Consider the following 18,770-nt stretch of genomic DNA (forward strand, 5'->3'; position numbering starts at 1 on the left):
GCGGGGGCACGGAGGTGCGACGGATGCTGGCTCAGCAGCGCCAGGCGGCCATCCTGGACCGGGTGCGCGCCACCGGCGGGGTGCGGGTCACCGACCTGGCCGTCGAGTTCGGCGTCTCCGACATGACCATCCGGCGCGACCTGGAGACGCTGCACGAGCGTGGCCTGCTGGCCAAGGTGCACGGCGGCGCCACGGTCGCCGGCCCCGGCTCGACCGACGAGCCGGGGTTCCGGGCCAAGTCGGTGCGGCAGTTGGCGGAGAAGGCGGCCATCGCGGCGCGGGCCGCGGAACTGGTCCGGCCGGGCGCGGCGATCGCCCTGTCAGCCGGCACCACCACCGCCGAGCTGGCCCGCCGGCTGGTCGACGTGCCGGGCCTGACCGTGGTCACCAACTCGCTGCCGGTGGCCGAGATCCTGCACGTCGGGGGCCGCCCGGACCAGACCGTGGTGCTCACCGGCGGGGTGCGTACGCCGTCCGACGCCCTGGTCGGGCCGCTGGCCGTCGGCGCGATCCGGTCGCTGCACCTGGACCTGCTCTTCCTCGGCGTGCACGGGATCAGCGAGCGGGCCGGGTTCACCACGCCCAACCTGATGGAGGCGGAGACCGACCGGGCGCTGGTGGCCGCCGCCGACCGGCTGGTGGTGCTCGCCGACCACACCAAGTGGGGCACGGTCGGCATCTCCGCCATCGTCGAGCTCTCCGCCGCCCACGTGCTGGTCACCGACGACCGGTTGCCTCCCGAGGCGCGGCGCTCGCTCGACGACCGGGTGGGCCAACTGGTGGTCGTGCCGGCGGCGGACGGGGCGCGGGCGGCCACGCCGACGGCGACGGGGGCGGCGCGATGAAGCGCACCGCGATCGAGCTGGCCGACGGCCGCGAACTGATCTACTTCGACGAGCGGGACGACGCCGTCCGCGACCAGCCGGACCGGCGCGAGCTGCCCCCGCTGCCGCCCGCGTCGCAGCTGCGCCACGACCCGCTGACCGACGAGTGGGTGGCGGTCGCCGTGCACCGGCAGACCCGCACCTTCCTCCCGCCGGCCGACCAGTGCCCGCTCTGCCCCACCACCGCCGACCGGCTCAGCGAGATCCCCGCCCCCGACTACGACGTCGCCGTCTTCGAGAACCGGTTCCCCTCGCTGAGCGGCCGGGTGGCCGACGAGCCGGCCGAGATCACGCCGTTCACCCCGGTCCGGCCCGGCCGGGGCCGTTGCGAGGTGGTCTGCTTCACCGACGACCACAATGCCTCCTTCGCCGGCCTGCCGCCGCGCCGGGTGCGTACCGTGCTGGACGCGCTCGCCGACCGGACCGCCGCGCTGAGCGAGCTGCCCGGCGTGGAGCAGGTCTTCCCGTTCGAGAACCGGGGCGTGGAGATCGGGGTGACGCTGCACCACCCGCACGGTCAGGTCTACGCGTACCCCTTCGTGACGCCGCGCACCCGGGCGATGCTGGCCGCCGCCCGCCGGCACGCCGACCGCACCGGCGGACGCAACCTCTACGCCGACGTGCTCGCCGCCGAACGGGCCGCGGGCGACCGGGTGGTCGCCGCCAACGAACACTGGACCGCGTACGTTCCGGCCGCCGCGCGCTGGCCGTTCGAGGTGCACGTGGCCCCGCACCGGCCGGTGCCGGACATCCCGGCGCTCGACGACGCCGAGCGGGACGCCTTCGGGCCGCTCTACCTGGACGTGCTGCGCCGCTTCGACGGGCTGTTCGACCTGCCGATGCCCTACATCGCCGCCTGGCACCAGGCCCCGGTACGCGCCGACCGCGAGCTGGGCCACCTGCACCTGCAACTGTTCAGCATTCGGCGGGCCCGGGACAAGCTGAAGTACCTGGCCGGCTCGGAGTCCGGCATGGGCGTCTTCATCAACGACATCGCCCCGGAACGTGCCGCCGAACTGCTCCGCGCCGGATGAGGCAAGGGCACCCCGGTTGACGCCCATGGGAAGCCCTTCACCACCTCTGACGGCACCATCGGCCGACAGCCGGAGGCCGGCCGGCGGAGGTGGCAGACAGGGCGCGGGGGGCCCGGGACAGGGCCCCCCGCAGGGAAGGGACGGCTGGCTGTGCGCGACAGCCGGGAAGGCTGGCTGATCGGCACGCTTGCCGCGAGGCGACCGCGGTCAACCTTCCTGGACGCGACTGGCATCTCGTCCACCCTGGTCAACGAGGCGCGCCGGACGGAGTGACGCGCTCCGCGTGTCAGCCCGCGACACGCCGCGCGGGCCACGAAACTCGCCCGGGGCGGAGACGACGGAGCCCGCCGGCGGGGCCGGCGGGCTCGGTCGGTGTGGCGGAGGAGATCAGGCGGAGAGCTTGCGCGCCAGGTTCTCGTCCAGGGCGTTCATGAACTCGTCGGTGGTCAGCCACGGGGCGTCCCGCGAGATGAGCAGCGCGAGGTCCTTGGTCATCTGGCCGCCCTCGACGGTGTCGATGATGACCTGCTCCAGGGTGTTGGCGAACTCGGTGACCGCCGGGGTGCCGTCCAGCTTGCCCCGGTGGGCCAGGCCCCGGGTCCAGGCGTAGATGGAGGCGATCGGGTTGGTCGAGGTCTTCTCGCCCTTCTGGTACTGCCGGTAGTGCCGGGTGACGGTGCCGTGCGCGGCCTCGGCCTCGACCGTACGGCCGTCCGGGGTCATCAGCACCGACGTCATCAGGCCCAGCGAGCCGAAGCCCTGGGCGACGGTGTCGGACTGCACGTCACCGTCGTAGTTCTTGCAGGCCCAGACGAAGCCGCCCTCCCACTTCAGCGCGGCGGCGACCATGTCGTCGATCAGCCGGTGCTCGTAGCTGATGCCGGCGGCCTCGAACTCGGCCTTGAACTCGTTCTCGAACACCTCGGCGAAGATGTCCTTGAACCGGCCGTCGTACGCCTTGAGGATGGTGTTCTTCGTCGACAGGTAGACCGGGTAGCCGCGGTCCAGGCCGTAGCGCATCGAGGCGCGGGCGAAGTCCCGGATCGACTCGTCGAAGTTGTACATGCCCATGGCGACGCCGCCGCCGGGGAAGTTGGCGACCTCCATCTCCACCGGCGCGGAGCCGTCGGTCGGGGTGTAGGTGATGGTCACCGTGCCCGGGCCGGGGACGACGAAGTCGGTGGCCTTGTACTGGTCGCCGTGGGCGTGCCGGCCGATGATGATCGGCTTGGTCCAGCCGGGGACCAGCCGCGGCACGTTGGACATGATGATCGGCTCGCGGAAGACGACGCCGCCGAGGATGTTGCGGATGGTGCCGTTCGGCGACCGCCACATCTTCTTCAGGCCGAACTCCTCGACCCGGGCCTCGTCGGGGGTGATGGTCGCGCACTTGACGCCGACGCCGTGCTGCTTGATGGCGTTGGCGGCGTCCACGGTGACCTGGTCGTCGGTCTCGTCGCGGTACTGAATCGACAGGTCGTAGTAGTGCAGGTCGACGTCGAGGTAGGGCAGGATCAGCTGCTCCCGGATCTGCTTCCAGATGATCCGGGTCATCTCGTCGCCGTCGAGCTCCACGACCGGGTTGTTTACCTTGATCTTCGCCATCGGCCGGCGCTCCTCTCGGGGGACTCGTGCTCAAGCAGTACGAGCGTACTGGAAACTGGCCGGCAGTCCCCAGCCGGCCTCGGTCGGCCGCAAACGGGGTAGCACGGCACGGGACCGCGCTGGCACCATCGCCCGATGCCACCGCGCCGCACCCTCGGGTCTATCACGGTCACCGCGCTCACCGACGGCGAGGGGCCGTTCTTCCAGCCCCGCGCCGAGGCGTTCCCGGACGCCACGCCCGAACACTGGCGCGCGGCCGACCGGCGGGACCCGGCCACGGTGACCGTCGACGGGCGGTGGTGGCTGCCGTTCCGCAGCTTCGCGATCCGCGCCGGGGACGGCCCGGTGACCCTGGTCGACGCCGGGATCGGCCCGGCCGGCGCCCCCGCGTCGAGTTGGGCGCCGGTGCCCGGGCGGCTGCCGGGCGAGCTCGCCGCCGCCGGCATCGACCCGTCCGACGTGCGCACGGTGGTGCTCACCCACCTGCACACCGACCACGTCGGCTGGGCGGTCACGGGCACGCCGGCCACGCCGTACTTCCCGAACGCCGACTACGTGCTCCAACGGGCCGAGCTGGCCGCTGTGGAGAGCATCAACCCCGGGCTGCCGGCCGGGCTGGTCGCACCGTTGCGCGCCGCCGGCCAGCTCCGGGTGGTCGACGGCGAGGTGCGCCTCGATCCGACGGTACGACTGCTGCCGACGCCGGGGCACACGCCCGGGCACCAGTCGGTGCTGCTGGAGGTCGGCGACGAGCGGCTGCTGGTCACCGGCGACCTGCTGGTGCACGCCGTGCAACTGGTCGACCCGGAGCTGGCGTACGCCCACGAGGAGGACGCCGCGGCGGCCCGCGCGTCGCGGGTGGCGCTGCTGCGCGACCTGGCCGCGCGCGGCCCCGCGGTGCTCGCCACCCCGCACCTCGGCGAGGCGTTCGTGGCGTTGTAGGGGCGCGACGACGAGGGGGCACGCCGGCGGACCGGCGTGCCCCCTCGTCGGGTGACGGATCACATGTTGGCGACGTCGGCCTGCTTGGCGCGGACGGCCTCGGCGGCCTCCTTCAGGCTGGCCAGCTCGTCGGCGTCCAGGTCGGTCTCGACGACCCGCTTGACGCCCTCGGCCCCGATCTCCGCCTCGACGCCCAGGTAGACGCCGGAGATGCCGTACTCGCCGTCGACCCAGGCGCAGACCGGCATGACCTCGCCGGAGTCCTCCGCGACGGCCTTGGCCATCCGGGCGGCGGCGGCGGACGGGGCGTAGTACGCCGAGCCGGTCTTGAGCAGCGCGACCACCTCGGCGCCGCCGTTGCGGGTCTTGACGACCAGCTCCTCGATCTGCTCGGCCGGCATCGCGTCGCGCAGCGGCTTGCCGTTCACCGTGCTCTTCGACGGCACCGGCACCATCGTGTCGCCGTGCGAGCCGAGGGTCAGGGTCTTCACCGACTTAACCGGTACGCTCAGCGCCTCGGCGACGAAGTTGGTGAACCGGGCGGTGTCCAGCATGCCGGCCTGGCCGAGCACCCGGTTCTTCGGGAACTGGGTGGCGAGCTGGGCCAGCGCGGTCATCTCGTCCAGCGGGTTGGACACGACGATGACGACGGCGTTCGGGGCGTACTTGGCGACGTTCTCGGAGACCTGGCGGACGATCTTCGCGTTCGTCTCCAGCAGGTCCATCCGGCTCATGCCCGGCTTGCGCGGCAGGCCGGCGGTGATCACCACGACGTCCGAGCCCTCGATCGCCTCGTAGCCCTCGCCGTTCGGGCCCGTGGTCACGCCGACGACCTTGGTCTCGAAGCCCTCGACCGCGCGCGACTGGTTGAGGTCCAGGGCGAGACCCGCGGGCTTGCCCTCCACGATGTCGGTGATCACGACGGTGTCGAAGACGTCGTACTCGGCCAGGCGCTGCGCGGTGGTGGAGCCGTAGAAGCCGGCCCCGACGACAGTGACCTTCTTACCCATGGTCGTCCCACTCCCTGCTACCAGTCGGTTTTCCGGACCGTATCAGTCATCCTGGCACCGATCCGGTCAGGGGCGGACGGTTATGACCCCGATGGGCGGTGCAAGCGGGCTCCGGCACACACCGAGATGTCGGGAAGTGCCCTCTTCCACCTGGGGGCCCTGCCCCGCACCTCAGTCGCGTTCGGCGCGCTCGACGACGTTGGTCAGCAGCATTGCGCGGGTCATCGGGCCGACACCGCCCGGCATCGGCACCAGCTTGCCGGCCACCTCGGCCGTCTCCGGGGCGACGTCACCGGTGTAGCGGCCCTTGCCGTCCGGGCCGATCACCCGGGTGATGCCCACGTCGACCACCACCGCGCCCGGCGTGACCATGTCGGCGGTGAGCAGGCCCGGCACCCCGGCGGCCACGATGACGATGTCGGCGGCGCGGGTGTGCGCGGCGAGGTCGAGGGTGCCGGTGTGGCACAGCGTCACGGTGGCGTTCTCGCTGCGCCGGGTCAGCAGCAGGCCGAGCGGGCGGCCGACCGTGTTGCCCCGGCCGACCACGGCGACCTTCGCCCCGCGCAGCGCCACGTCGTGCCGGCGGAGCAGCTCGACGATGCCGCGCGGGGTGCAGGGCAGCGGGCCCTCGTAGCCGAGGACGAGCCGGCCGAGGTTGACCGGGTGCAGGCCGTCGGCGTCCTTGTCGGGGTCGATCAGCTCCAGCACCCGCTGGGTGTCGAGGTGACCCGGCAGCGGCAGCTGGACGATGTAGCCGTGGCAGGCCGGGTCGGCGTTGAGCTCGGCGAGCACCGCGTCGACCTGCTCCTGGGTGGCGTCGGCCGGCAGCTCCCGGCGGATCGAGGCGATGCCCACCTCGGCGCAGTCGCGGTGCTTGCCGTTGACGTACGCCTGGGACCCGGGGTCGGCGCCGACCAGGACGGTGCCCAGCCCGGGGGTGATGCCGCGTTCCGCCAGTGCCTTGACCCGCGTCCGCAGCTCGTCCTTGATCTCGGCCGCGGTCGCCTTGCCGTCCAGAAGCGTCGCCGTCACGCCCAGATCGTCTCACGGTCGAAGCCCGGTGATCCGACGACCTGCGTCAGCCAGCCATCCGATCACGAAGAGTGACGTGCATTTCATCACTGTGAGTTAACAAGCGTGGGTCCGGTCACAGCCGGATCCGGACGCGCCGGCTGCGGCGGGGACGGTGCCGGACAGCGGGGACGGAACAGCGCGGGAGGGTCGAGAGGCGGCGGCGACGGCCACCGCCCTCACGACGGTCCGCAGGTGAGGCGGCATTTGTCGACCCGACGGCTATAGCAGGAGAACTTGGCCGCCGCAAGACCCCGAGCCCGGCCCCGTTATCGCTTCGCAACGCGCTCGTTGCCGAACGCCAACCCGCGACCTACCGTTGCCCAACGTTGCGCAGCGTAAACCCAGCGCCGGGCCTGACTGCGCAGCGTGAGGAGACGAGGAGGCTACATGCGCGTGCGCAGGCTCGCTACCTGGACCGCCCTCCCGCTCGCGGTGACCCTGGGCCTGGTGGCCTGCGGCTCGGGCGGCGACGGCGGATCCGGCGAGAGCAACCCCGACGCGGCCGTGCGGATCGAGATCGCCGAGCCGCAGCACCTGGTGCCGACCAACACCAACGAGACGAGCGGCTCGCAGGTGCTCAGCGCCCTGTTCAGCCCGCTGGTCGACTACGACGAGGCCAACAAGCCGTACGAGGTGGCGGCCGAGTCGGTGACGTCCGAGGACAACACGACCTGGACGGTCAAGCTCAAGGACGGCTACACCTTCCACAACGGCGAGAAGGTCACCGCCGACAACTACCTCGACGCCTGGAACTACGGCGCCTACGCGCCGAACGGGCAGAACTCGAGCTACTTCTTCGAGAAGATCGCCGGCTACGAGGACCTGCAGGGCGAGACGCCGAAGGCCAGGACGCTGACCGGCCTGAAGAAGGTCGACGACCTGACCTTCACCGTCACGCTCTCCGAGCCGTACAGCGAGTTCAAGACCATGCTCGGCTACACCGCCTTCTACCCGATGCCGAAGGCCGCGTTCTCCGCGCCCGGGGTGCTGGCCGAGGGTTACGAGCAGGCGCCGGTGGGCCAGGGCCCGTTCAAGATGAAGGGGACCTGGCAGCACGACGCCAAGGTCGAGGTCGAGAAGTACGACGCCTTCCCCGGCGAGAAGCCGAAGGTGGCCGGCGTCGAGTTCCGGATCTACCAGCAGCCGACCGCCGCGTACGCGGACGTGCTGTCGGACAACCTGGACGTCATCAAGACCATCCCGACCGAGAACCTGTCGACGGCCGGCACCGACCTCGGTGACCGGTTCAAGCAGAGCCCGGCCTCGTCGCTCCAGGTGCTGGCGTTCCCGACGTTCCAGAAGGAATTCAGCAACCCGGACGTGCGCAAGGCCATCTCGATGGCGATCGACCGGGACGAGATCACCAAGTCGATCTTCAAGGACTCGCAGCAGCCCGCCCGCTCGTTCGTCTCGCCGGTCGTCGCGGGCTACCGCGACAACACCATCGGCGAGGCCGGCGAGTTCGACCCGGCCAAGGCCAAGGCGCTGTACCAGGCCGCGGGCGGCCCGGCGAAGATCGAGCTGTCCTACAACGGCGACGGCGGCCACAAGGACTGGATCGACGCGACCTGCAACCAGCTCAAGGCCAACCTGGGCGTGGACTGCGTGGGCAACGCCGAGCCGAAGTTCGCGGACCTGCTGACCAAGCTCAAGGCCAAGCAGCCGGTCGGCCTGTTCCGGATGGGCTGGGTCATGGACTACCCGTCCATGGAGAACTACCTGGGCCCGCTGTACAGCAGCAACGGCTCGTCGAACTACTACGGCTACAGCAACCCGGCGTTCGACAAGCTGCTCGCCGAGGGCGCCAGCGCCGCGAACGAGGACGAGGCGGTCAAGAAGTACCAGGCGGCGGAGGACCTGCTGGCCAAGGACCTGCCGGTCATCCCGCTGCGGTACGGCCAGAACAACTTCGGCCACTCGACCAAGGTCAAGAACGTGGAGATGGACCTCTTCGACCGGGTCGACCTGCTGAAGATCGAGGCCGTCAAGTAACAGCGCGGCACGACGGGTCGGGTCACCGGCGGACGGTGGCCCGACCCGCCATCCTCTTCACCCTTTTTCAGAGAGACTGCCAAGTATGTTCCGCTTCATCCTGAGGCGTCTGCTCCAGATGGTCCTCGCGTTCTTCGGAACCACGCTGATCGTCTACGCGCTGATGTTCGCCGGCCAGGGCGACCCCATCCAGGCGCTGGCCGGGGAGCGCCCGGTCACGGCCGCGCAGCGGGCATACCTGACGGAGAAGTTCCACCTCGACCAGACCGGGGTCGGCGGCTTCTTCTACCGCTACTTCGACTACATCAAGAACCTCCTGCAGGGCGACCTCGGGCAGTCGCTGACCGGGCGCTCGATCGGCGACATCCTCGCCGCCGCCTGGCCCGTCACGGTCAAGCTGGCGCTGATCGCCATGGCCGTCACCATCGTCTTCGGGGTCACCGCGGGCGTCCTCGCCGGCATCCGGCGGGCCAGCATCTTCGACAACTCGACGCTGCTGCTGACCCTGCTGGTGCTCGGCATCCCCACGATCGTGCTCGCCCCCCTCGCCCAGTACCTCCTCGGCGTCAAGTGGCAGCTCTTCCCGCCCACCGCCGGCGCCGACCCCGACCTGTACGCGCTGCTGCTGCCCGGCATCGTGCTCGGCTCCCTCTCGCTGGCCACCGCGCTGCGGCTGACCCGGACCTCGGTGGCGGAGAACCTGCGCGCCGACTACGTCCGGACCGCCCGCTCCAAGGGACTGGCCAAGCGGCGCATCGTCAGCGTCCACGTGCTGCGCAACTCGCTCATCCCGGTGGTCACCTTCCTCGGCGTCGAACTGGGCAACCTGATGAGCGGCGCGATCATCACCGAGGGCGTGTTCAACATCCCCGGTGTCGGCTTCAACCTCTTCCGCGGCATCCGCACCGAGGACGGCCCGCTGGTGGTGGGCATCGTCAGCGTGCTCGTCGTGGTCTACCTCGTCTCCAACCTGGTGGTGGACGTCCTGTACGCCGTACTCGACCCGAGGATCCGCTATGAGTGACTTCGAGACTGTCGCCGCTTCGGAGAACCAGGCCGCGCGGCGGGGGCCGTCGGGCGAACCGGGCGCGCCGGGGCAGGCGGGCGTACCGCAGAAGCCGCGCAGCCTGGCCGGCGACGCCTGGCGCGACCTGCGCCGCAACCCGATCTTCTGGGTCAGCCTCGCCTTGGTGGTGCTGGTCGCCGCCATGGCCGCCGTCCCCGGCCTGTTCACCTCGAACGACCCCCGCGACTGCGTGCTGGCCCGCCAGCACGCCGGCCCGTCCGGCGGGGCGATCTTCGGGTACGACTTCCAGGGCTGCGACACGTACTCCCGGGCGGTGTACGGCGCCCGCGCGTCGCTGCTGGTCGGCGCCCTCTCCGCGCTGCTCACCGGCCTGATCGCGCTCGTCGTCGGGATGGTTGCCGGCTACTTCGGCCGCTGGGTCGACGCGGTGCTCTCCCGGGTGATCGACATCGTGCTCGGCATCCCGCTGCTGCTCGCCGCGATCGTGCTGCTGAAGCGGGTGAACAGCGACAGCTCCGCGGTCCGGATCGGCGCGGTGATCTTCGTGCTGGCGATCCTCGGCTGGACCACCGCCGCCCGCGTCGTCCGCTCCTCGGTGATCACCGCGAAGGAGCAGGACTACGTGGCGGCGGCCCGGATGCTCGGCGCCGGCGACGGCCGGATCATGCTGCGGCACATCCTGCCGAACGCGCTCGCCCCGGCGATCGTGGTGCTGACCATCGCGCTCGGCTCGTTCATCGCCGCCGAGGCGACGCTCTCCTTCCTCGGCATCGGCCTGAAGGCGCCGACGATCTCCTGGGGCATCGACATCGACGCCGGCCGGGTGCACATGCGGGAGTCGGCCACGCCGCTGGTCGTCCCCTCGACGTTCCTCGCGCTGACCGTGCTGGCGTTCATCATGCTCGGCGACGCGATCCGCGACGCGTTCGACCCGAAGCTGCGGTGACGGATGCGAACGAGCGCAGCGAGCCCCGCAGTCGCGAACGAAAGGCAGGCACCGTGAGCCAGTCCGCCGTCCGGCCGACGCCGGCCTCCCCGACGCCCGAGGGCGGGCACCTGCTGGACGTACGGGACCTGCACGTCGAGTTCCGCACCGGCGAGGGCGTGGCCAAGGTGATCAACGGGGTCTCGTACCACCTCGACCCCGGCGAGACGCTCGCCGTGCTCGGCGAATCCGGCTCCGGCAAGTCGGTCACCGCGCAGGCGATCATGGGCATCCTCGACACTCCCCCGGCGCTGATCCGCTCCGGTCAGATCCTCTACCAGGGTCGGGACCTGCTGAAGCTGTCGGAGGAGCAGCGCCGGCAGGTGCGGGGCAAGGAGATCGCGATGATCTTCCAGGACGCCCTCTCCGCGCTGAACCCCGTCTTCCCGGTGGGTTGGCAGATCGGCGAGACGCTGCGCCAGCGCGAGGGCATGTCCAGGGCGGACGCCCGCCGGCGGGCCGTCGAGCTGATGGACCTGGTGAAGATCCCGGCCGCCGCCAACCGGCTCGGGGACTACCCGCACCAGTTCTCCGGCGGCATGCGCCAGCGCGTCATGATCGCGATGGCGCTGGCCATGAACCCGAAGGTGCTGATCGCCGACGAGCCGACCACGGCGCTGGACGTCACCGTGCAGGCCCAGATCATGGACCTGCTGGCCGACCTGCGCCGCGATCTCGACATGGCGATGATCCTGATCACCCACGACCTCGGCGTGGTCGCCGGCGTCGCGGACCGGATCGCCGTCATGTACGCCGGCCGGATCGTCGAGCACGCCGACGTCCGCTCGCTGTACCGGGCGCCGGCCCACCCGTACACGAAGGGGCTGCTGGAGTCGATTCCGCGGATGGACGTGCGGGGTCAGCAGCTCTCCACCATCAAGGGGCTGCCGCCCAACCTGATGCGGATCCCGTCCGGCTGCCCCTTCCACCCCCGGTGCCCGTACGTGCAGCAGGTCTGCGTGGACGTGGTGCCGCACGACCTGGTCCTCGGCGACGGCCGGACCAGCGCGTGCCACTTCGCGCAGGAGGTCCGTGATGACAGCGCCCGCTAGCCCGACCAAGGTCCGGGGCGAGACGATCCTCGCCGTCGACAACCTCGTCAAGCACTTCCCGATCCGCCAGGGCGTGTTGTTCCAGAAGCAGGTCGGCGCGGTCAAGGCCGTCGACGGGGTCAGCTTCGAGCTGCGACGAGGCGAGACCCTCGGCGTGGTCGGCGAGTCCGGCTGCGGCAAGTCCACCCTGGCCCGGCTGCTGATGCGGCTGGAGACGCCGACCGCGGGCCGGGCCACCCTGGAGGGCCGGGACCTGTTCAAGGCCTCCGGCGCCGAGCTGCGCCGGTTGCGGCGCAACATGCAGATGGTCATGCAGGACCCGTACACCTCGCTGAATCCACGGATGACGGTCGGCGACATCATCGGTGAGCCGTTCGAGATCCACCCCGACGCGGCGCCGAAGGGCAGCCGTCGGCAGCGGGTGCAGGAACTGCTCGACGTGGTCGGCCTCAACCCGGAGCACATCAACCGGTACCCGCACCAGTTCTCCGGCGGTCAGCGGCAGCGCATCGGCATCGCCCGGGCGCTCGCCCTGCGGCCCGAGATCATCGTCTGCGACGAGCCCGTCTCCGCGCTCGACGTGTCGATCCAGGCGCAGGTGATCAACCTGCTGGAGCAGCTTCAGGACGAGTTCGGCCTGTCGTACATCTTCATCGCCCACGACCTGTCGGTGGTCCGGCACATCTCCGACCGGGTCGCCGTGATGTACCTCGGAAAGATCGTGGAGATCGGCACCGAGGACGAGATCTACGAGCGGGCCACCCACCCGTACACCCAGGCGTTGCTGTCGGCGGTGCCGGTGCCGGACCCGGACGCCCGCGACCAGCGCACCATGATCCGGCTCACCGGCGACGTGCCGAGCCCGGCCGACCCGCCGAGCGGCTGCCACTTCCGCACCCGCTGCTGGAAGGCCCAGGAGGTCTGCGCCCGCGAGGAGCCGCACACGGTGCTCCGCGCGGCGGACCCGCACCCCTCGGCGTGCCACTTCGCCGAACTCCGCCCCGCCCCCTGACCCCCCGCGCCGGCGCCCGCGCCCGCGATCTTGCACTTTGTGCCCGCGGATCGCGTGCTTCGTCCCGGATGCCGGGGCACAAAGTGCAAGATCGCTGAGAAGCGAGGGGCGAGGAGTTAGAGGGCTGGGGGTCAGTGGAAGAAGTGGCGGGTGGCGGTGAAGTACATGGTGACGCCGGCCTGCTTGGCGGCGGCGATCACCTCCTCGTCGCGGATCGAGCCGCCCGGCTGGACGATCGCGCGGACGCCCGCGTCGATGAGGATCTTCGGACCGTCGGCGAACGGGAAGAACGCGTCGGAGGCGCAGACCGCGCCGCGGGCGCGTTCCGCCCCGGCCCGGCTGACCGCGAGCTGCGCCGAGTCGACCCTGTTGACCTGGCCCATCCCGACGCCGACGGTCGCCCCGTCCTTCGCCAGCAGGATCGCGTTGCTCTTCACCGCGCGCACCGCCCGCCAGGCGAAGGCCAGGTCGCGCAGGGTCGCCTCGTCGGCCGCCTCGCCCGCGGCCAGCCGCCAGTTGGCCGGGTCGTCACCGTCGGCGTCGATCCGGTCCGCCATCTGCACCAGCACGCCCCCGGTGACCTGCCGCCACTCGGCCGGCAGCGGGTCGAAGGCCGGCGCGCGCAGCAGCCGGATGTTCTTCTTGCCCTGGAGCACCTCCACGGCGCCCTCGTCGAAACCGGGCGCCACCAGCACCTCGGTGAAGATCTCCGAGACCTGCCGGGCCAGCTCGACCGAGACCGGCCGGTTGACCGCGATCACCCCGCCGTACGCGGACACCGGGTCGCAGGCGTGCGCCTTGCGGTGCGCGTCGGCCACGTCGACGCCGACGGCGATGCCGCACGGGTTGGCGTGCTTGATGATCGCCACCGCCGGCTGGTCGGCGAAGTCGTTGGCCGCCCGCCACGCGGCGTCCGCGTCGACGTAGTTGTTGTACGACATCTCCTTGCCGTGCAGCTGCTCCGCCTGGGCGAGCCCGGCGGGGCTGGACGGGTCGACGTAGAGGGCCGCCGCCTGGTGCGGGTTCTCGCCGTAGCGCAGCACCGCCGAGCGGCGCAGCGACAGCCCGGCGAAGCCCGGCCAGCCGTCCTGCTCGGGCGCCAGCACGGCGGCGCACCACTCGGCCACCGCCACGTCGTACTCGGCGATGACCGCGAACGCCTGGGCGGCCAGCACGCGGCGCTGGGCCAGGGTGAAGCCGCCCTCGTCGAGCGCGGCGAGCAGGGCCGGGTACGCGGCCGGATCGGTCACCACGGCGACCGAGGCGTGGTTCTTGGCGGCCGCCCGGACCATCGCCGGCCCGCCGATGTCGATCTGCTCGACGCACTCCTCGACGCCCGCGCCGGAGGCGACCGTGGCCTGGAACGGGTAGAGGTTGGAGACCAGCAGGTCGATCCCCGCGATGCCGTGCTCGTCGAGCTGGGCGGCGTGCGAGTCCTTGCGCAGGTCGGCGAGGAGCCCGCCGTGCACCTTCGGGTGCAGCGTCTTGACCCGGCCGTCGAGGATCTCCGGGAAGCCGGTCACCGCCTCCACCGGGGTCACCGGCACTCCGGCATCGGCGATGGTCGAGGCCGTGCTGCCGGTCGAGACGATCTCCACCCCGGCCGCGTGCAGCGCCCGGGCCAGCTCGACCAGGCCGGTCTTGTCGTAGACGCTGACCAGCGCCCGCCTGATCGGGCGGCGTTCGTCCTGAGTGGAACTCACGGAACCGTGACCTTTCTTCCGGTGATCGTCCAACCTTCGCGGACCAGGCGGCCCACCTGCTCGACGAGCTGGTGCCGCTCGGCGTCCTTGATGCGCTCGGTGAGCGTCTCCACGTCGTCGTCGTCGCGCACCGGCACGGCGACCTGCGCGACGATCGGGCCGGTGTCCATGCCGGCGTCGACGAAGAACAACGTCGCCCCGGTGACCTTCACGCCGTAGGCGAGGGCGTCGCGCGGACCGTGGATGCCGGGGAACGCCGGCAGCAGCGTGTTGTGCGTGTTCAGGTAGCGGTCGCCGAAGGCGGCCAGGAAGCGCGGGCCGACCAGCTTGAGGAAACCGGCGGAGATGACCAGGTCGGGCCGGTGCTCGGCGACGCGGGCGGTCAACGCGGCGTCCCAGTCCTCGCGGGTGGGGTGGTCGGCGACCCGCTCGACGAAGGTCGGCACACCCGCCGCGGCGGCCCGCTCCAGCCCGGCGATGCCGTCGCGGTCGGCCCCGACGGCGACCACCCGGGCTCCGTACGCCGGATCGGCACAGGCGTCGAGCAGGGCCTGGAGGTTGGAGCCGGAGCCGGAGACGAGGACGACGATGCGGGCGGCGGACGCGGGCTCGGTCACCTGACCAGCCTATCGGGCAGGCCGACGGTTCCATCCGCTGGGCAGCGCGACATTCACCGACGACGTGATCGGGCAGAACCGGGTACGCTGCCGGTCGCTCGGGACCGGCGCACGCGTCCGGCCCGCACCCGTCAGTGATCCGGCACCCCAGAGGTGTCGAGTGGAATGAGGAGTACGCCGAAATGCAGCCCGGATACCAGCCGCAGCAGCAACCGCCGGTCAACAACAACATGGCGATGTCGATCGTCGCCATCTTCCTCTTCTGGCCGCTGGCCATCCCGGCCATCATCAACGCCTCGAAGGTGAACACCCTGCTGCAGCAGGGCGACTACGCCGGGGCCCAGGCCGCGGCCGCCGAGTCGAAGAAGTGGTCCAAGTGGGCGCTGATCGTCGGCATCAGCTGGTACGTGATCGTTCTGGTGTGCTGCCTGCTCGGTGGCCTCGCCGGACTGGCTGGCGGCGGCAGCTCGGCCAGCTCCTACTGACAGAACTGCGAGGAGTTCGCATGCAGCCCGGTTACCCCGGTCAGGATCCCTACGGTCAGCAGCCGCACCAGGACCCGACCGCGCCGCACCACGACCCGTACGCCCCGCCGCCGGCGGCGCCGTACGGTCAGCAGCCCATTTCCGGGCAGCCGAACGACCCGTACGCCGCACCGCAGAACCCCTACGGCCAGCCGCCGACCTCGGGCCAGCCGTACGGGCAGCCGCCGACCTCCGGCCAGCCGTACGGGCAGCCGCCGACCTCCGGCCAGCCGTACGGGCAGCCGTACCAGGATCCGTACGCCCAGCAGGCGTACCCGCCGCCGCCCATGTACCCGAACGCCGGCTTCGCCGGCAAGGGGCCGGGGCAGCAGCAGAACACCCTCGGCCTGGTGTCGATGATCCTCGGCATCGCGTCGATCCCGCTGGTCTGCTGCTACCTCGGCATCCCGCTGGGCATCGCCGCCGGGGTGACCGGCTGGATGGGCAAGCAGAAGGCCGCCCAGGGCCTGGCCGACAACCAGGGTCAGGCCCTCGCCGGCCTGATCTGCGGCGCCATCGGCGCCGTGCTGGGCCTGCTCCAGATCGCCCTGCTGATCTTCGGGGTCACCTACCAGCCCTGACCGGCCCGGCACGAAAGGGGCGTCCCGGCTCGTCCGGGGCGCCCCTTCGGCGTACCGGCGGGCCTCAGCGGGCGCGGGGCGGGTCGGCAGGGCGGGAGAGCGCCCGGGTCGCGGCGGCGCCCAGCAGCGCGCCCACCGCGATGACCGCGGTCGCCACGCCGGCCACCTGCCAGGCGACGGGCCCCACCTCGGCCAGCCGGCCGCCGCCCAGCGATCCGGCGGAGGCCGCCGCGGCGGCGCCCAGCAGCACACCGGCCACCGGCCCGGCGAGCGCCGCCGGCCCGAGCAGCGGGCCCCAGCGCAGCGGCGTCCGGTCGTCGGCGGCGAGCCGGAGCAGCCGGCGGGCCAGCAGCCAGCCCGCCGCCATCCCGGCGAGGACCGGCACCGCGAGCAGGGCCGCCCCGATGCCGTCGACCGGGCCGCGCGGCAGCCCCGCCAGCAGCGGGACGGCCGGCAGCGCGCCGAGGGACACCTCGCTGGTGCGGACCGCCGTGTCCGTGCCGACGGCGAAACCCGGCCCGAGCAGGTAGCTGACCGACCAGATGGTGGCGTTGGGCGCGTAGGCGAGGCTGACCAGGGTGATCCCGGCCTGCCCGGCGACCCCGGTGCGATAGGCCCCGATGAGGTCGGCGGCGTCACCGCCCCCGGTGGCCACGGCGAGCCCCGCCGCCCCGCCGCCCGCGGCGAGCAGCAGCAGCCCGGCGACCAGCCCGGTGCGGATCCCGTCCCGCAGCGGCTCCGGGGACCGCGCGGCCAGCAGGCCGGCGACGCGGGTCGTCCGGGCTGAGCCGACCAGGGCGGCGAGCGTGCCCAGCACCGCGAGGGTGACCCCGGCGCGGACCGGTGACACCGCAGGGCCGCCCGCGCCGGCCAGCACCGCCGCGAGCACGCCGATCAGCGCGTACGCGATGCCGACCGCGCCGGCCGCGACGAGCGCCTGCCGGGGCGACCCCCCACCGCGCGCGCCGATCGCCCGGCTGGTGTGCACGCCCGCCCGGGTCAGTCGCCAGACCACCAACGCGGTCAACGCCAGCGGAGCCAGCCCGAGCGGGCCGGCGCCGGTGTCGAGCGGGACGCCGTGCCCGAGCAGCCAGCCGGCCAGCCCGGCGCGGAACGCGCTCGGCACGGAGGCGGCACCCTCGCTGAGCTGGAACAACCAGAGCACGACCACCACCGGCAGCCACGAGGTGAGCGCCGCCCAGCCGGCGGCGACCGCCGCGGCGACGGCCAGCGGGGCGCGGTTGCGAGGGGGCTCACCGCTCCGCGGCGCGGGCACCCGCCGGGCGCGCCCGCCGGGCGCGGCCGGCCGGGCGTCGGTGCCGGCCTCGACGCCGGGGCGGCTCGGCTGATCAGGGGTGACGGAGGACATCGGGTCTACTCTGGCATGCCGCGCGCGCGGTGGCAGTCCGATACCGCCTCCGAGCGGCGGCGAGTTCCGTGATCCACCGTCTCCCGCCCCCGATCCGGTCTAGCCTCGGCCCAGGGACGCGACCGAAGTCGCGGCACCGACGTCCGGAGGGAAGCCGTGAACGCTCCGTACCCGCCGCCCCCGCCGCCACCGCCCGTGGCCGGCCAGGACCGCACCACGCTCTGGGGCGTGCTCGGCATCATCCTCGGCCTGCTCTGCTGCGGCATCCTGGGGATCGTCTTCGGCTACCTGTCGATCCGGGACGCCAAGCGCTTCGGGCAGTCGCCGGTGCTCGGCTGGTTGGCGATCGCGTTCGGCGTGCTCAACATCATCGGCAGTGGCGTCCTCTGGGCCGGCGGCAACTACCCGCTCTACAACGACTGAGGGCCGACCGCGAACGGTCGGCCCCCTGGTCGTACACCAGCCTGGATCAGCCGGCGGACATGATCTCCCGCATCAGCTTGGCGGTCTCGGTCGGCGTCTTACCGACCTTGACGCCGACGGCCTCCAGCGCGCTCTTCTTGGCCTCGGCCGTGCCGGCGGAGCCGGAGATGATCGCGCCGGCGTGCCCCATGGTCTTGCCGGGAGGCGCGGTGAAGCCGGCGATGTAGCCGACCACCGGCTTGGTCACGTTCGCCTTGATGAACTCGGCGGCCCGCTCCTCGGCGTCGCCGCCGATCTCACCGATCATGACGATCGCGTCGGTGTCCGGGTCGGCCTCGAACGCGGCCAGCGCGTCGATGTGGGTGGTGCCGATGATCGGGTCACCGCCGATGCCGACGCAGGTCGAGAAGCCGATGTCGCGCAGCTCGTACATCATCTGGTAGGTCAGCGTGCCGCTCTTGCTGACCAGGCCGATGCGGCCGGTGCCGGTGATGTCGGCCGGGATGATCCCGGCGTTGGAGGCGCCCGGCGAGGCGATGCCCGGGCAGTTCGGCCCGATGATCCGGGTCCGCTCGCCCTTGGCCACGTTGTACGCCCAGAACGCGGCGGTGTCGTGCACCGGCACGCCCTCGGTGATCACCACGGCCAGGTCGATCCCGGCGTCGATCGCCTCGACGACCGCGCCCTTGGTGAACTGCGGCGGCACGAAGATCACGGTCACGTCGGCACCGGTCTGCGCCATCGCGTCCGCGACGCTGGCGAAGACCGGCAGCTCGGTGCCGTCGAAGTCGACGGTCTGGCCCGCCTTGCGCGGGTTGACGCCGCCGACGACGTTGGTGCCCGCGGCGAGCATCCGCCGGGTGTGCTTGGAACCCTCGGAACCGGTCATCCCCTGGACGATGACCTTCGAGTCCTTGGTCAGCCAGATAGCCATTG

Annotated in this window: 18 protein-coding genes; 11 read left to right on the top strand and 7 right to left on the bottom strand. The window is 72.0% G+C overall.

What is annotated here, in order from left to right:
* The first annotated feature begins 23 nt into the window (after positions 1-23).
* Positions 24-845, top strand: a complete 822-nt coding sequence (locus ACZ6O2_RS11665) for a DeoR/GlpR family DNA-binding transcription regulator (RefSeq protein WP_350703959.1) — start codon at positions 24-26, stop codon at positions 843-845.
* Positions 842-1,918 carry a galactose-1-phosphate uridylyltransferase gene (gene galT, locus ACZ6O2_RS11670; protein WP_466022797.1) on the top strand — a complete coding sequence of 359 codons (1,077 nt, stop codon included), beginning with the start codon at positions 842-844 and terminating at the stop codon, positions 1,916-1,918. The genes ACZ6O2_RS11665 and galT overlap by 4 nt, the downstream gene beginning before the upstream one ends.
* Positions 1,919-2,305: 387 nt before the next feature.
* Here the strand turns inward: galT and ACZ6O2_RS11675 are convergent, their stop codons facing one another.
* On the bottom strand, positions 2,306-3,523 hold the full coding sequence (locus ACZ6O2_RS11675) for an NADP-dependent isocitrate dehydrogenase (protein ID WP_350703963.1): 1,218 nt from the start codon (positions 3,521-3,523) through the stop codon (positions 2,306-2,308).
* Positions 3,524-3,658: 135 nt separating this feature from the next.
* Here ACZ6O2_RS11675 and ACZ6O2_RS11680 point away from each other — a divergent pair, with 135 nt between their 5' ends.
* Positions 3,659-4,465 carry an MBL fold metallo-hydrolase gene (locus tag ACZ6O2_RS11680; protein WP_466022798.1) on the top strand — a complete coding sequence of 269 codons (807 nt, stop codon included), beginning with the start codon at positions 3,659-3,661 and terminating at the stop codon, positions 4,463-4,465.
* Between the two features lie 59 nt (positions 4,466-4,524).
* Here the strand turns inward: ACZ6O2_RS11680 and mdh are convergent, their stop codons facing one another.
* Together mdh and ACZ6O2_RS11690 are read right to left on the bottom strand one after the other, a co-directional pair.
* Positions 4,525-5,475 (bottom strand): malate dehydrogenase, encoded by a 951-nt coding sequence (mdh, locus tag ACZ6O2_RS11685; RefSeq protein ID WP_350703967.1) that lies wholly within the window; start codon positions 5,473-5,475, stop codon positions 4,525-4,527.
* Between the two features lie 171 nt (positions 5,476-5,646).
* A complete protein-coding gene (locus ACZ6O2_RS11690) occupies positions 5,647-6,507 on the bottom strand; it encodes a bifunctional methylenetetrahydrofolate dehydrogenase/methenyltetrahydrofolate cyclohydrolase (RefSeq protein WP_350703969.1) in 861 nt (286 codons plus the stop codon).
* Between the two features lie 429 nt (positions 6,508-6,936).
* Here ACZ6O2_RS11690 and ACZ6O2_RS11695 point away from each other — a divergent pair, with 429 nt between their 5' ends.
* The 5 genes from ACZ6O2_RS11695 (at position 6,937) to ACZ6O2_RS11715 (ending at position 12,617) form a co-directional block, all read left to right on the top strand.
* The gene (locus tag ACZ6O2_RS11695; protein ID WP_350703971.1) at positions 6,937-8,541 is read left to right on the top strand and encodes a peptide ABC transporter substrate-binding protein; all 1,605 of its coding nucleotides are present in this window, start codon (positions 6,937-6,939) and stop codon (positions 8,539-8,541) included.
* 85 nt (positions 8,542-8,626) lie between these two features.
* A complete protein-coding gene (locus tag ACZ6O2_RS11700; RefSeq protein WP_350703973.1) occupies positions 8,627-9,565 on the top strand; it encodes an ABC transporter permease in 939 nt (312 codons plus the stop codon).
* On the top strand, positions 9,558-10,514 hold the full coding sequence (locus tag ACZ6O2_RS11705) for an ABC transporter permease (protein ID WP_350703975.1): 957 nt from the start codon (positions 9,558-9,560) through the stop codon (positions 10,512-10,514). Before ACZ6O2_RS11700 ends, ACZ6O2_RS11705 begins: the two co-directional genes overlap by 8 nt.
* 53 nt (positions 10,515-10,567) lie before the next feature.
* Positions 10,568-11,605 carry an ABC transporter ATP-binding protein gene (locus tag ACZ6O2_RS11710; protein ID WP_350703977.1) on the top strand — a complete coding sequence of 346 codons (1,038 nt, stop codon included), beginning with the start codon at positions 10,568-10,570 and terminating at the stop codon, positions 11,603-11,605.
* A complete protein-coding gene (locus tag ACZ6O2_RS11715) occupies positions 11,589-12,617 on the top strand; it encodes an ABC transporter ATP-binding protein (RefSeq protein WP_466022799.1) in 1,029 nt (342 codons plus the stop codon). The genes ACZ6O2_RS11710 and ACZ6O2_RS11715 overlap by 17 nt, the downstream gene beginning before the upstream one ends.
* Positions 12,618-12,748: 131 nt before the next feature.
* On the opposite strand, the gene purH is transcribed toward ACZ6O2_RS11715, so the two are convergent.
* Entirely contained in the window at positions 12,749-14,320 is a 1,572-nt protein-coding gene (gene purH, locus ACZ6O2_RS11720; protein WP_466022800.1) for a bifunctional phosphoribosylaminoimidazolecarboxamide formyltransferase/IMP cyclohydrolase, read from the bottom strand.
* Positions 14,317-14,937 carry a phosphoribosylglycinamide formyltransferase gene (gene purN, locus ACZ6O2_RS11725; protein ID WP_350703983.1) on the bottom strand — a complete coding sequence of 207 codons (621 nt, stop codon included), beginning with the start codon at positions 14,935-14,937 and terminating at the stop codon, positions 14,317-14,319. Before purN ends, purH begins: the two co-directional genes overlap by 4 nt.
* 182 nt (positions 14,938-15,119) lie before the next feature.
* On the opposite strand from purN, the gene ACZ6O2_RS11730 reads away from it, so the two are divergent.
* Positions 15,120-15,422, top strand: coding sequence for a CD225/dispanin family protein (locus ACZ6O2_RS11730; protein WP_350703985.1), 303 nt, complete (start codon positions 15,120-15,122; stop codon positions 15,420-15,422).
* Positions 15,423-15,442: 20 nt separating this feature from the next.
* The gene (locus tag ACZ6O2_RS11735) at positions 15,443-16,042 is read left to right on the top strand and encodes a DUF4190 domain-containing protein (protein WP_466022801.1); all 600 of its coding nucleotides are present in this window, start codon (positions 15,443-15,445) and stop codon (positions 16,040-16,042) included.
* A 64-nt stretch (positions 16,043-16,106) separates the two neighbouring features.
* Here the strand turns inward: ACZ6O2_RS11735 and ACZ6O2_RS11740 are convergent, their stop codons facing one another.
* Positions 16,107-17,411 (bottom strand): cell division protein PerM, encoded by a 1,305-nt coding sequence (locus ACZ6O2_RS11740; RefSeq protein WP_466022802.1) that lies wholly within the window; start codon positions 17,409-17,411, stop codon positions 16,107-16,109.
* Positions 17,412-17,567: 156 nt separating this feature from the next.
* Here ACZ6O2_RS11740 and ACZ6O2_RS11745 point away from each other — a divergent pair, with 156 nt between their 5' ends.
* On the top strand, positions 17,568-17,834 hold the full coding sequence (locus tag ACZ6O2_RS11745; RefSeq protein ID WP_350703990.1) for a hypothetical protein: 267 nt from the start codon (positions 17,568-17,570) through the stop codon (positions 17,832-17,834).
* A 46-nt stretch (positions 17,835-17,880) separates the two neighbouring features.
* On the opposite strand, the gene sucD is transcribed toward ACZ6O2_RS11745, so the two are convergent.
* Entirely contained in the window at positions 17,881-18,768 is an 888-nt protein-coding gene (gene sucD, locus ACZ6O2_RS11750; protein WP_350684227.1) for a succinate--CoA ligase subunit alpha, read from the bottom strand.
* Positions 18,769-18,770: the final 2 nt, after the last annotated feature.

The sequence above is a fragment of the Micromonospora sp. NPDC048040 genome, from assembly GCF_055587185.1.